The organism is Nocardiopsis aegyptia, assembly GCF_013410755.1.
Taxonomy (GTDB): Bacteria; Actinomycetota; Actinomycetes; order Streptosporangiales; family Streptosporangiaceae; genus Nocardiopsis; species Nocardiopsis aegyptia.
In genome coordinates, this window is sequence record NZ_JACCFS010000001.1 from 6,620,249 (window position 1) to 6,633,871 (window position 13,623).

At 70.6% G+C, this 13,623-nt stretch carries 9 protein-coding genes; 6 read left to right on the forward strand and 3 right to left on the reverse strand.

The window, feature by feature from the left end:
* Window positions 1-267: 267 nt before the first annotated feature.
* The 3 genes from HNR10_RS29265 to HNR10_RS29275 are packed head-to-tail and all read left to right on the forward strand — an operon-like array spanning window position 268 to window position 6,622.
* The gene (locus HNR10_RS29265) at window positions 268-720 is read left to right on the forward strand and encodes a hypothetical protein (protein ID WP_179829148.1); all 453 of its coding nucleotides are present in this window, start codon (window positions 268-270) and stop codon (window positions 718-720) included.
* The gene (locus HNR10_RS29270; protein ID WP_179829150.1) at window positions 717-4,553 is read left to right on the forward strand and encodes a tetratricopeptide repeat protein; all 3,837 of its coding nucleotides are present in this window, start codon (window positions 717-719) and stop codon (window positions 4,551-4,553) included. Before HNR10_RS29265 ends, HNR10_RS29270 begins: the two co-directional genes overlap by 4 nt.
* On the forward strand, window positions 4,535-6,622 hold the full coding sequence (locus tag HNR10_RS29275) for a tetratricopeptide repeat protein (RefSeq protein ID WP_179829152.1): 2,088 nt from the start codon (window positions 4,535-4,537) through the stop codon (window positions 6,620-6,622). Before HNR10_RS29270 ends, HNR10_RS29275 begins: the two co-directional genes overlap by 19 nt.
* A 179-nt stretch (window positions 6,623-6,801) precedes the next feature.
* On the opposite strand, the gene HNR10_RS29280 is transcribed toward HNR10_RS29275, so the two are convergent.
* Complete coding sequence (locus HNR10_RS29280) at window positions 6,802-7,518, reverse strand: nuclear transport factor 2 family protein (RefSeq protein WP_179829154.1); 717 nt, start codon at window positions 7,516-7,518, stop codon at window positions 6,802-6,804.
* A 211-nt stretch (window positions 7,519-7,729) separates the two neighbouring features.
* Here HNR10_RS29280 and HNR10_RS29285 point away from each other — a divergent pair, with 211 nt between their 5' ends.
* Together HNR10_RS29285 and HNR10_RS29290 are read left to right on the forward strand one after the other, a co-directional pair.
* Entirely contained in the window at window positions 7,730-8,683 is a 954-nt protein-coding gene (locus tag HNR10_RS29285) for an oxygenase MpaB family protein (protein ID WP_179829155.1), read from the forward strand.
* 90 nt (window positions 8,684-8,773) lie between these two features.
* Window positions 8,774-9,319 (forward strand): GNAT family N-acetyltransferase, encoded by a 546-nt coding sequence (locus HNR10_RS29290; protein ID WP_179829158.1) that lies wholly within the window; start codon window positions 8,774-8,776, stop codon window positions 9,317-9,319.
* Between the two features lie 66 nt (window positions 9,320-9,385).
* On the opposite strand, the gene HNR10_RS31870 is transcribed toward HNR10_RS29290, so the two are convergent.
* Entirely contained in the window at window positions 9,386-10,327 is a 942-nt protein-coding gene (locus HNR10_RS31870) for a protocatechuate dioxygenase (RefSeq protein WP_179829160.1), read from the reverse strand.
* A gap of 295 nt (window positions 10,328-10,622) precedes the next feature.
* On the opposite strand from HNR10_RS31870, the gene HNR10_RS29300 reads away from it, so the two are divergent.
* Window positions 10,623-12,113, forward strand: coding sequence for an aminopeptidase P family protein (locus tag HNR10_RS29300; protein ID WP_179829162.1), 1,491 nt, complete (start codon window positions 10,623-10,625; stop codon window positions 12,111-12,113).
* 122 nt (window positions 12,114-12,235) lie between these two features.
* Here the strand turns inward: HNR10_RS29300 and HNR10_RS29305 are convergent, their stop codons facing one another.
* Window positions 12,236-13,552, reverse strand: coding sequence for a hypothetical protein (locus HNR10_RS29305; RefSeq protein ID WP_179829164.1), 1,317 nt, complete (start codon window positions 13,550-13,552; stop codon window positions 12,236-12,238).
* Window positions 13,553-13,623: the final 71 nt, after the last annotated feature.

Sequence of the window (13,623 nt, forward strand, 5' to 3'; positions counted from 1 at the left end):
GGCGGTGCATGGGTGGCCGATCGAGTACCGCGATGTACGTGGTCCAGCCGTCCACGACGTCCAGGATCAGCATGCCTTTCGTTGACTGGAGAGGTGCAAATGCCGACGCATGTCCCTTTTGTGAAAATTGTTCTCTTTTTATGCTGGTGTTTCGCACGGAAAACCTCGACACTGACTTTCGTGTGGGAACAAGTGTTTCTTTCACGTTCGCGCCGTGGTCGAGCAAAGTGTCATCATGGTGTGAGACCAATCGGCCGAGGAGGGCACATGTTGTCGGAATCACTGGCGGCGCTCGCCGGTGCGGCGGCCACCGGTTTGGTGGGAGCCATGGTGACCGATGTATGGCAATTAACAAAGCAGGAGGTCGCGGACCTGTTCGGGAGGGGGGAGAATGCCGGTCGGGAAGGGATCGCCGCGGCGCTGGACGTTGACGCGCAGGTCCTGGCGCGAGCAGATGATGGTGAGGCGGACGAAATTCGGGCCGAACTGGAAGACGTATGGCGCCGCCGCTTGGAGCACCTCCTGGAAAAGCACCCGGAGATGGAGCCTGAGCTGGGCGAACTGGTCGAGCAGATCAAGGAGCGGGCGCCCGCTGACGGTTCGACCTGGGTGCAGCACAATGTGGCGCGAGACCATGCCACCCAGTTCGCCGTGCAGGGCGGAAACGTCGTCTACCATCAGGCGCCCGAGCCGCCGAAGGCGGGGAACGGACGACCGTGAGCGCCGGCGGGAACGGGCCGGGTTCCCCGGACTCCGTACGTCAGGAGGTCCGGGCCGAGGCCGGGTTCGCGTACGGAGCGATCGGCGCGGATATCCATGTGTTCGGCGACGGCACCCCCGTCTACCTGCTGTTCGCCAGGCGAGCGCTGTCCCGACAGGATCCTGACTGGCTATGCGCCCAGCCCAGCCGCATGCTCGATGGGCGTGCGGAAGTGGTCGAGTTCACCGGTCGAGAGGCCGAACTGGCGGATTTGATCGACTGGCGCGACGCACCTGCCCGGATGGCCGTTCGCTGGCTCCACGGTCCCGCGGGCCAGGGGAAGACCCGGCTGGCCGCGCGGCTCGCCGCCGACAGCGAGCGCGACGGTTGGCTGGTGGTGGACGCCGTCCACGGTACGGACAGCCATCCGCCCGCCGAAGGCAGCCAAGACCTGAGGACCGCGGGCCGCGTCGGTGTGCTGGTGCTGGTCGACTACGCCGACCGCTGGCCGCTCACGCATGTGAGTTGGCTGCTGAGCAATGCTCTGCTCCTGCAGGACACACCGGTGCGGGTCCTGATGGTGGGCCGCTCCGTGAACGCCTGGCCGGCTGTACGAGCCAAGTTGCATCGGCTGCGCGAAGCCGTGGAGACCAGCGACCAGCGACTGGCCGGACTGCCTGAGCAGTCGGCACCGGGGAGGCACAGTGAGCGCAAACTCATGTTCGAGGCCGCGCGGCGGTGCTTCACGGCCCAGTACCACCGAGCCCGGATCGTGCGGTCAGCCGACACGCTCGAGGCGATCGAGCCTCCTGGTTCGCTGGAGGCCCCGGAATTCGGTCTGACGCTGGCCGTGCACATGGCGGCTCTGGTCGCCGTTGACGCACAGGTACGGGGTGGCCGAGCGCCGACCGACGTGGTGGGCATGACCACGTATCTTCTCGACCGGGAACGGGAGAACTGGCGGCAGCTCCATGAGAACGGGGATCGCGGGCTCCCCCACGCGACATCCGACACGCAATTGGCGCGTGCCGTGTTCATCTCCGTCCTCACCGGCCCTCTCAGCGGGGCGGACGCCACCCGGCTGTTGGACGACCTTCCGCTGCCCGTCCCGGGGGCACAGCTCGTCACCGACCACGCCCACTGCTATCCACCCACCGACGCGGGCGGCCATCATCGTCTGGAACCGTTGCTGCCGGACCGGTTCGCGGAGGACTTCCTCGCACTGAGCTTGCCGGGGTCCCCGGTCTCCGGTCACCCCACCGACCTGTGGACCGTCACTGCCGCCACTCGATCCCTGCAGCGCAGAGGTGATGTGGAACCTCCCTATACGGCTCGCGCTCTGTCCTTCATGATCGCCGCCACCGAACGCTGGCCGCACGTGGGTGAGCGCCTGCTCTTTCCCCTTCTGCGTCGCGATCCGCAGCTGGCAGTGGACGCGGGCAGCGGTGTGCTGTCCTCATTGGCCCGCCTGGAGACCCTGGACACAGGGATACTGGAGGCCATCGAACCGTTCCTGCCCAGCGGCCAGGACGTACGCCTCGACGAAGGCATCGGTGACATCATGACGCGCCTGACGACGTATCGGATGGCCACCGACGATGAAACACTGGTCCGGGCCATGCGCAGTTGGGAACTGAGCGATCACCACATCAGGGCGGGGCGCGCCACGGAGGCGCTGACAGCGGCTGAGGACGCGGTCGCGTTGGTCCGTGAAGCCGTGGAAGGTTCCGACGAGCCCGCCGGCACCGCCGCCGAACTGCAGTTGTTCCTTGCCGGTGCGCTGGTCCACCACGCGAACCTCCTCGCGAGGGCGGGCCGCGATCCCGACGTGTGGACCGTGTTGTCGGAAGGCATCGAGCTGGTTCGGCCACTACCGACGTCGGACACCCAGCGGTTGGTCCTCGGTGATGCCCTCGGTGAAATGGGTGCGGCGATGATTCGCGCGGACCGAGCAGAGGACGGGCTCGCACAACTGGAGGAGGCCATCCGGACCCACGCAGGCCGTATGGACGACGCCGGCGCCCTGCGAATGCTGGAGATCATCGAGCATCTGTGGCCGTTTGAGATCAACCACAGCATCGCGCTCTCGGCCGCAGGGAATCACGAGGAGGCCGTCCGCACAGCGGAGAACGTCCTCGTCGGTGTCCGCCAAATGGCACGGCTCAAACCGGCAGCGCTGGGTCCCGTGCTCGCATCGGCCGTCGTCGCTCTGGGCAGTGCGCTCTGGGCTGGGGGACGACACGAGGAGGCGCTGGCCGCCTCTCGGAACGCGACCGATCTGTACCGGAGCCTGGCTGAGGTCGAGCCGCGTTACCGGCAGCAGCTGGCCGACTCCTCGTATCGGCTCGGTACCAGGCTCGGTGGCATGGATCGTTCGCTGGACGCCGTTCAGGCCTTGCAGGAAGCGGTCGACCTGTATCGCTCGCTGCCGGACACCGATCTCTCCCTTCGTCTGAAACTGCTCGCTGTGGCATCCCACGAACTGCGCGAGCAGCGCCGACCGGAGCGGATCGCCTGGGGGCCCGCCTCCGCGATCGACGGGGCGGCCAAGGGGTACGCCCACGCCGGCGACTGGCCCGCCCTGTGGCGGTTGATCCGCGCGGTTCCGATCGCTGACGCCGTACGGACGGTTCGGCGACTGCCGCGACGGAGCGCCGGCCTGTCGGAAGGAGACGCGGATCGGACTCTGGCGCGTCGCCTGGCCGTGCAGGGGCGACGGAGGACCGAGCGCGTGGTCGCCGCCGCGGCCAGAGCGGCGGTATGGAGATCCGACTACCCCCTGGGAGACGCTTCCCAGGTCTCCTTCGCCCGGAACCGCCCCTACATGACGCGTACGGTCCTCGAACACGGGGGAGCTGTCGAACGCATCGAGGTCATCGACCTGGAGAGCCGTGCGCCGAAGACGAACCTGTACCAGGGAACGCAGATGCACTCGTCGGTGCAGTGCCTCGGTGATCACGATGCGATCGCGGTCCGTGATCATCGTGTGTGGGGCACGAGTGGAACCGAGATCGTGCACTACTCCGCGGGTTCGGAGCGGCTCGTCGCCGCGGGTCCGCCGTTCGTGGGGGCCCGTGCCGCAGCGACCACGAACGGCTGGATCCTTGGACTGCGGCTGGTCCCCGGGGCCCTGGTCGCTTCCCCGGGCGGACGACCACGTGAGGTGGACCTCGTGCCGTTCGGCCTGCGCCGCGGCGACGTCCTGGCCGTCGACCCGTCAGGTACCCGGCTCGCGTTCGCGGACGGCGAAGTGCTCGTGGTCACTGACGCCGACGTGTGCGATCTGGTGTCCGATGGCCGCATGCACGAGGATCACGGTGGTATCCGCTCGGTCGCCTTCGTCTCACCGGACGAACTGGTCACCTCGGGTACGGGAGGCGGCCTCTACCTGTCGCAGTTGGAAAGCGGTCTCGGCTGCATGGTCGCTTCCGCTGAGGCCGCGCCTCCCCTGGATGATCTGTTCTACGTGCCCGCCTGGCGCGTCGTCGGAGGCTGGGCGAGTGGAGTCGGGCGACCCTACTTCTTCGACAGTGTGACGCTGGATCCGGTCCCCGTGCCGCGCCCTATGGTCGGGAACCGCAACGTGCAGGCCATCACCGCCTCACCGGACGGGCGGTACGTGTACTACGGAGGCCAGCTCGATGTCGATGCGCCGCTCAGGAGACGTTCTTTCGACTGGACCAGTGCCCTGCACGATCTGAGACACCCTGGCTCCCTCCTCCAGCGACCACTCTCCTCACTGACCGACGCCGAACTCGAATCCCTCGACGCACTGCCGCTTGATTCCGCCACGCGCCCACTGCTGGAACTCGCGCGTGACATGTTGCCCCGGACATGGACGAGGACCTCATGAGCCGAATGTTCAGAAAAGGCAGGTGGGCCAGGCCCGAGGCAGCCGAGTCCGACACCTCCGAGTCGGGTGAACGTGACAGTCTCGACCTCGGCCCACCAGACCGGACACCGCACCGCTTGCCGCCGGAAACCGTCATGGACCACTACACCCGACTTGCCGACATCGAACGCGAGGAGGGGCCAGACGATCCGGAGGCGCTGCGGATACGCGACAATCTGGCGATGTTCCTGCAGCTCTACTTTCAGGTGGATCCAGGAAGTGAGGCGGGCCGCGGGATGCTCCGGCGGGCGACGGCTCTGCTTGAAGAGAACCTCACGCGAAGGGAGCGGGTGTGGGGACCGGATCACCAGGACACGGCTCAGGCCTGCAGAGCGCTGGCATCGGCGTATCTCCTGGCGGGGCGCGCACGCGACGCGGTACCGCTTTTCGAACGCGCTCTCGTCGTGTTGGAAAGGAGTCTGGGTGCCGATGATCGTGACACCCTGGCCGCCCGGCACAAGACGGCTGAGGCGTGTCGTGCGGCAGGGCGGCCGGACCGTGCGGTGGAACTGCTGGAGCAGACGGTCGAGGGAGCCGGACGTACGCTGCGGGCCGGTGACGAGAACCGGCAAGAGTGGGCGGTGGACCTGCTGCACGCCTACACCCGATGCGGACGTATCGCGCAGGCCATAGCGATGTGCGAAGAGCTCATCGCGGGCTTCGAGAGCCTCTACGGTCCCGACCACCTCGAGGTGTTCCAGGCCGTCGGTTACTGCGCCCATCTTCACCGCAGGGCCAGCGAGTACGACCGCGCCATGTCCCGGTACAGGCACGCACTCGCCGGGCTCAAGGCCATCCTCGGGCCCGGCCATGAGGAGACGGTCACGCTGTCCCGGGACTTGGCCCTGTCCTGTGTGGACGCCGGGCAGCCGGCGGACGCGTTGCGTGTGCTGGAGGAAGTCCTTCCCTCCGCCGAGCAGGCTCTGGGGACGGGCCATCCGGAGACGACGGCCCTGCGGGAGCAACTCTCGGCACTGCGTGCACGGCAGGGCTGGGACAGCGACCGCCCGCCCCGGACGATGAGCCGGATCGTCTCGGTGTCGGAAGTCTCGACGCTCTCAGGTCACACCGGCTTCGTGCGTGATACGGCGTGCACCGTGCTGCCCGACGGGCGACTCCTCGTCGCCACCGGCGGCAAGGACTACACCGTGCGGATCTGGGACGGGCACACCGGCACGTTGCTGCATACGTTCCCGGCGGCCAAGTACGGCTGGGCCCCGGTGGCGTGGGCGGCGCTTCCCGACAGCAGTCTGTTCCTGGCCACCAGCGCCACCGAGAGCCATAGGGGGTTGAACGGCACCAGCTTCAGGGACATCGTGCGGATCCGCGACGGGCACACAGGCGACGTGCGGCGCGGGCTCACCGGCCACGTCGGCCTGGTCCAGGCCCTGGCATGGGCGGTGCTCCCTGAGGGGCAGCTCCTCCTCGCCGTCAGCGGCGCTCACGGCAGCGTCGACATCTGGGACGGCCATACCGGCGCCTTGCTCCGCACTCTCTCCGGTCACAGCGGCCAGGTTCACCACCTGGCGTGGAAGGTGCTGCGCGACGGCCGGTCGTTCCTCGCCACCGTCGCTTCGGACGGCGCTCTGGGGATATGGGACGGACACACGGGTGGCCTGCTCCATCGTCTCGAGGTGACGTTCGGTAACACCTGGTTCGTGTCCGTCGAGTGGGCTGCCCTGTCCGACGGGCGGTTGTTGCTCGCCGTCGGCGATTCGGACGGGAAGGTGAGGGTCTTGGACGGGCGTACTGCCAGGGAGCTGCACGTCCTCACGGCCCATACCGAGGGGATCGAGGCGGTTGCGTGGGCTGTGCTACCTGACGAACGTCTGCTGCTCGCCACCGGAAGCAGCGATGGAACCGTACGGATCTGGGACGGACATACGTTCACGTCGCTGCGCAGCCTGTCCGTCCTCGGCGGGGTGAACGCCTTGGACTGGGCGCTGACACTCGACGGGGGGCTCCTGCTTGCCGTGGCGGGACACAACGCCTGTATCCATGAAGTGCACCTTGCCCCTGTGGACACGTGAGCGTGGCAAGAACGTGCAACGTGGTGCTTCGAGGGGTCGGAACACCATGAGCGGGCAGAGAGCGCTGATCGGACCACGGTTATGCGCCCGCGCACTCGACCCGGGCGCCGTGCTGCGCGCGGGACCCCCGGACGCGTACGGCGCCGGGGGTCCTCCGCGTGGTCGGACCGTGGGCGGCGCTACTCGCCGACGCCCCAGTCCAGCAGGACACAGGGCTCGTCGCCGACCACCCACGCGTCGTGCCCGGGCGGGACGAACGCGGTCTGGCCGGCCGTGGCCTCCAGCTCGGAGCCGTCGGACATGTGGCCGCAGATGGTGCCGGAGACGATGAAGGCGCGGTGGGTCTTCATGCACAGGTCCGTGCCCTGGATCGGGCGGGCGTGCTCGGACCACCGCCAGCCGGGCTGCAGGGTCATCCGGGCGACCATGCGCCCACCGATCTCCACCAGGTCGGCGTGCGCGTTCTCGTAGTCGTCGGTGTCGTCGGGCATGCCGAAGTCACCGACCTGCATGGACCGGCCCGCGTCGTCGTCCCAGGCCTGGATGGTGGACTGGTGCTTGATGCGCCCGTCGCTCAGGTCGAGCATCGTCATGCTCATGACCCTGGTGTCGTCAGGGTAGGTACAGCGCTCGGTGTAGGCCACGTGCTCCCCGTCCGAGATGACGTTGACGACCTCGTGGGTCATCTCACGGGACGAGATGTCGCGCACGACGGGGGCGATCGCGTCGCGGCCGTGCAGGACGGACGGACGGCTCGGCGGCGTGCGGCGGTCGATCATCTCGAAGTCGGCGTCGTCGGCCATCATCGAGACCATGGTGTCGGCGTCCCTGTTCTCCACGGCGTGGGTGTAGCGGGTCAGGTCGAACGGCCCTGAGCTCTCAGAACGGGTGGTCATGGCGGACTCCTTCCAGGGGGAGACCGTTCCCTCGACGAGGCGGCCTCCTTCCCAGACTGCTCCCGGAACGGTCCAGCGTTCGGCCAAGGGAGGGTATGACTTGCGTCGACTCCGCCACGGGCACCCCAAGGGAGGACCGACACGGGCGGCCGTATCGTGGGAACCGGAGCCCCGTGTACGCGCACCCCCGCGCAACCAGGATGGAGACCGGATGCAGCCGACCGTCGCCGCCCCGGAGAGCGTCACCTGGAAGATCCACCTGGACCGGTCGATGTGGGTGGCCGGAGTGCGGGCACTCATGCTCCAGGCCCTGCACCCCGTCGCGATACAGGGCGTGTGGCAGCTGTCGGACTTTCGCTCCGATCCCACGGGCCGCCTGCTGCGCACCGCCCACTTCGTGGCCGTGACGACCTACGGCAGCCCCGTCGAGGCCGACGCCCTGGGCGAACGCGTGCGGCGCGTGCACCGGGCGCTGGCCTTCACCGACCCGGCGACCGGCCGCCGCCACCGCGTCGACGAGCGGGAACTGCTGGTGTGGGTGCACTGCGCGGAGGTCTCCTCCTACCTGGAGACCACCTACCGGGCGGGTGTGCCGCTCACCTCCCGCGAGCGGGACCGCTACGTGGACGAGCAGGCGCGCACCGCCGGCTACGTCGGTCTGGACCCCACCGACGTGCCGCGCAGCGTGCCCGACCTGCGCCGCTACCTCACCCGGACGCGGCCGAGCCTGCGCGTGACCGCCGAGGCGCGCCAGGCCGTGCGCTTCCTGCTGTGGCCCAGGGTGCCCGACCGCCTCGCCTGGCTGGCCCCGTTCAAACCCCTGTGGTTCCCGGTCGGCGCGCTCTCCTACGCCACCCTGCCCGGGTGGGCGCGCCGGGCCTACGGGGTGCTGCCGGAGCTTCCCGGCGGCGAGGCGGCCGCCACGGCGTCGCTGCGCGCTCTGCGGTCGACCCTGAACCGGGTCCCGGAGCGCTACTACAACCTGCTCTTCGACGAGGCGACCGTCCGTAGCGCGGACGAGGCCCGGGAACGCCTGCTGGAGGCGGGCTACGAGGTGGCCAACGGCTTCCGCGCCCTGCGCGCCCGAACCCTGTTCCGCCCGCCGAGTGCGCCGACGAACGCGCCGCCGAACGTCCCGCCGCCGCGCGACCCCGTCGAGGCGTGAGACCGACCTCTCCCGCACCACGGCCGCGGGCCGGCGCGCGCCGGACATAGGATTCCGGGCGACACCGGGGAGCGGACGGAAGAGGACACAGTGGCACACACCAGCGCCGGAGGGGCCGAGGCGACGGGGACCGCACGCGCGGACGAGATCCGCGTGCTGCGGGTGCACCACGACGACCCCCGGGTGCAGGGCCTGCTCGACGGGCTCCTGGCGGAGTACACCGAGCGCTACGGCGCCGAGGGCGCCGCGAACGAGCTGGCCATGTACCCGGTGTCGGAGTTCGCGGCCCCGCACGGCCGGATCGTGCTGGCCGAACTCGACGGGCGGGTCGTGGCGGGCGGTGCCGTACGCCCCTACAAGCAGGGCCGCACGGACATGGCCGATACGGCGGAGTTCAAGCGCGTGTGGACCAGTGCGGACCACCGGCGGCGCGGGCTGGCGCGCCGCGTCATGGCCGCCCTGGAGGAGACCGCCCGCGACCTCGGGTACACGCGCGCGCTGCTGTTCACCGGTCCGGCCCAGCCGGAGGCGGTGGCGCTGTACGAGCGGATCGGCTACACCGCGCTCGACCCGGCCGAGCTCGACGAACTGCCGCACCGCTCGTCCCTGCCGTTCGCGCGCGACCTGCGGGGCTGAGCCGGAGGCACCCGGCCCGCCGGGCGCGCTCTTCCCTGCCGCGTGCGCGACTCCCCGCTGAGCGCGCTATTCCCCGCCCTCACCGCCGGGGCCGTTTTCGGGCGGGGTGCCGCCCTCACCGCCGGGACCGCCTTCGGGCGGGGTACCGCCCTGGCCCGGCGCGCCTCCGCCGCCACCGGTCGTGGTCTCCTCCGGGGTGATGCCCACGGTCACGGACAGGGTGTAGCCGTTCTCCGGCGTGCCCTCGGTGATCGGGACGGGGGAGACGACCATGCTGCCGGGATCCCCTTCCGTCTCTGCCGCCTCCTGGTACACCTGGTCCTCCTCGACCGGGGTCAGTTCCAGGACGTGCTCGGAGTAGGGCTCGCGTTCGGCGACCTCGGCGCAGAACGCGTCGGCGAACAGCAGCTGGCCGGTGTGCACGGTGGTGCCGCCCTCGTACGTGGTGTCGGCCTCGCCGCCGACGTGCACCTTGAGGTGGATGTGCGTCACCCGAGGGCTGTACCAGCCCGGGACGATGGTGCTGAAGTGGGCGATGCCGTCGCCGTCCACCATCCGGATGCCGCGCAGGAAGGACATGTCGTCGCCCTCGCCGTCCTCGGCGGGGACCTCGCCGCCGGGGCTCGCGTCCGTGTAGCCCGAGTAGTACCCCCAGGCGTCGCAGTGCCAGATCTCCACCGCCACCGCGTCCTCGGTCATCGGCGTGCACCCGTTGGTGTAGTCGACGACCGTGATCGCCATCGCCAGGGGAAAGCCCTGCTTGCCCTCGGTGATGTCCTCGCGGAGGAGCTGTCCGTCGAGGTAGTAGGGCCCCTCGGTCACCTCCGGGGACAGGACGCACACCTCGTCGGTCGCGCCCGCGGTCGGGGCCGCTTCGGTGCCGCCCGCACCGCTCCCGGTGTCGGAGGACGAGCATCCCGCCAGGGCCGTCCCCGCCACCAGGGCTCCGCCGCCCGCGAGGGCGTGCCGCCGGGTGACCGGTGCGCCCTGGAACCTCGTGTCCGCCATGAGTCCCGCCTGTCCGTGTTCGCCGTGCCGCCGGCCCGTGTGCCGACCATGGACCCCACTCTGGCCGGTGAGGGTCAGCGCGGCATTGGATTCGGACAAGAACAGCGTGAGAGAGCGCCGTGTCCGGACGCCGCCGTCCGGCCGACAGCGCCGAAACGGCCCGGACGAGCGATTCGGGCGTTATGGGGGCCGCTATGTCCGCGCCGAGGTCACGGGGACCCCCGTTTCCGTACGATGGTGGAACCGGCCGTGACCAGCGGTCGTCCGTAACCGACCCGATGAGGAGTGTGCCCAGGTGAGCGAGCAGCAACGCCCGGAGGCAGAGACGGACGCGCCCGTGTTCAGTCCACGCAAGAACGGGCAGGCGCAGTCGGTCTCCGACGAGCTCGCCGCGTGGATGCGCACCGGGTGGGCCGACACCGAGCGGCGCGACCTGGAGCCGGTCGAGCAGGCCGAGCACACCGCGCGGCGCCGCGCCCGGATCAGCGCCGCCTTCCCGGGCGAGCGCCTGGTCGTGCCCGCCGGACAGCTGCTCACCCGGTCCAACGACACCGAGTACCCCTTCCGCGCCGCGACGAACTACGCCTACCTCACGGGTGACACCTCCGACGGCGGCTGCCTGGTCTTCACCCCCGACGGCCACGGCGGCCACGACGTCGTGCTCTACCTCAAGCCCCGCTCCAACCGCGACAACGGCGAGTTCTGGCTGGGCGGCTACGGCGAGCTGTGGACCGGGCGCCGCAACAGCCTGCCCGAGGCCGCCGAGCTGCTGGGCGTGGCCACCGCCGACGTGCGCACCCTGCCCGACGCCCTGCGCTCGGGCGACACGGCGGTGCGCATCGTGCGCGGCCACGACGCCGAACTCGACGCCATCGTCGACGAGCTGCGCGGGGACGCCGACGAGGAGTCGCGCGCCAAGTCCGCCCAGCTGGACAGCGACCTGGGCGTGACCCTGGCCGACCACCGGCTGGTCAAGGACGCCTGGGAGGTCGCCCAGCTCCAGTTGGCGGTCGACGCCACCGTGCGCGGCTTCAACGACGTGGTCAAGGCCCTGCCGCAAGCCAAGGACACCTCCGAGCGCTTCATCGAGGGCACGTTCTTCCTGCGTGCCCGGGTGGAGGGCAACGACGTCGGCTACGGCACCATCGCCGCCTCCGGTTCCAACGCCACCACGCTGCACTGGACCCGCAACGACGGCCCCGTGCGCGAGGGCGACCTGCTCCTGCTGGACGCGGGCGTGGAGACCAGGACCCTGTACACCGCGGACGTCACGCGCACGATGCCGGTGTCGGGCACCTTCACCGACACCCAGCGCAAGGTGTACGACCTGGTCCACGCCGCCCAGGAGGCGGGCATCGCCGCGGTGGCCCCCGGGCGCCCGTTCACGGCCTTCCACGAAGCCTCCCAGCGGGTGCTTGCCGAGGGCCTCGTCGAGTGGGGCCTGCTGGAGGGCCCGGTGGACCGCGTCCTGGAGCTGGGCCTGCAGCGCCGGTACACCCTGCACGGCACCGGCCACATGCTCGGGATGGACGTGCACGACTGCGCCGTCTCGCGCCAGGAGCTGCACCTGTACGGCGACCTGGAGCCCGGCATGGTGCTCACCGTCGAGCCGGGCCTGTACTTCCAGCCCGACGACCTCACCGTCCCGGAGGAGCTGCGCGGCATCGGTGTGCGCATCGAGGACGACGTGCTGGTGACGGAGGACGGCCGCACCGTGATGTCGGCCGGCCTGCCGCGATCGTCGGCCGAGGTGGAGTCCTGGCTGGCCGAGCGCCTACCGCGCTGACCGGCCCCCGCGACACACGGGCCCGCTCCCCCTCGGTGGAGTGGGCCCGCGTCGTGTCGCGGGCCGTACGGCGGCGCGTGGACCGGTGGGGAGTTCCGGGTCCGCGCGGGCCTGGGGCCCGCTCACGGGAGCGCGGCCGCCCGGACGGGCCCCGCCCGCTGTTTCCGCCTGCCGGGAGGCGGCCCGGGGGAGGCGGCGAGCTGCCGGCGGAGCCGGGCGATGACGCGTCGGCGGTCGGGCGGATGCGCGGGCGCGCTGGGATCGGCCCGCCGTGGGCGCGCGGCGCGGGCGTAGGAGTCCAGCACCCGTTCCCACAGGTCCGGGCCGGTGTCGGCGCGGGCCGGCGGGTGCAGGAGTTCTCCGGGAACCGCACGGCAGGGCGCGCCGCAGACCCGGCAGGCGGCGCCGGGCGGGTTGCGCACGCCGGGATGGCGCGCGCACGTGCGGGCCGCGGCGCCGCGGTCGTCCACCTCGAAGCGGGGGCGTCGGGAGAACGGGTCCGGGGCCGCCGGGTCCGCGTCGAGACCGTTCGGGTCGGTCCCGGGCACGGCGGTCCCCGGCACGGTGGTCACACCGAGGTGCCCGGCCAGGAACGCGCGGGCGTCGCGGAGGGTGCGCAGACGGCGCATGAGCGCGGGGAAGGGGCGGTCCAGGGCGTCGGTGCCGGTGAAGAGGGCTTCGAGGTCGTGCTCGGACAGTCCCTGCTCCAGGAGGAGCCGGGCCGCCTCGGCCAGGGCGTGCCGATCGTGGTCGGGACGCGCGAGGCGGTGGGCCGGAACGGCGGCGGCGAGCCGTGCGGGCAGTCGGGGGAGTGGTGTCGCGGCAGGCGCTGCGGTGGCGGAGCTTATGTCCGTATGTGCGAGTGTTCGGGGTAATGCGCCCCTGTCTGTGGTGACGCGCCCACGGACGGAAGCGCCGCCGGGGTGGTGGGAAGAGTTCTTCGGAGAATGGTCTGTCCGTCGTTCTGACGCCTCGCCGGTGTCAGGCTGACGGGTCGTTCCTACTGCCGGGTCGGGGCGTGTGGACGCGTCCAGAAGCTCCTCGCCGAGGCGGGCGCGTGCGTGGTTGATCTCGGCCAGGGTCTGCTCGGGGTAGGCCCCGGCCGGGACGAGCAGGTCGATCACGAGTGGCAGTCGGTCGGCGTACCGGGCGCCGGAGGCCAGATCGGCGGCGAAGAAGGCCCGCGTCTGTTCGCGGTCCAGGACACGGACGAGGCGGGCCGTCTTGAGGTCCTGGAGGGCGCGCAGGACGGTGGACTCGCTGAGCAGGCCGCCCGAGCGCGCGGCCGCGGTCCTCTGGTGGAGGAAACACCAGCGCCCGTCCACGTCGGTCGCCTCGGCCAGGACGCTGAAGAGCAGGTGCGAGCGCTGGGTGGGGAACAGGCCGGACCGGCGGGCGCGGCCGATCCACAGCGGGAGGACGAACCCGATACCGGCCATGGCGCCCAGTGGGCGCTTACGCGGGCCGGAAACCTCGGGTGGATCAGTCGTTTCGTCGGACGTTCGGGGGC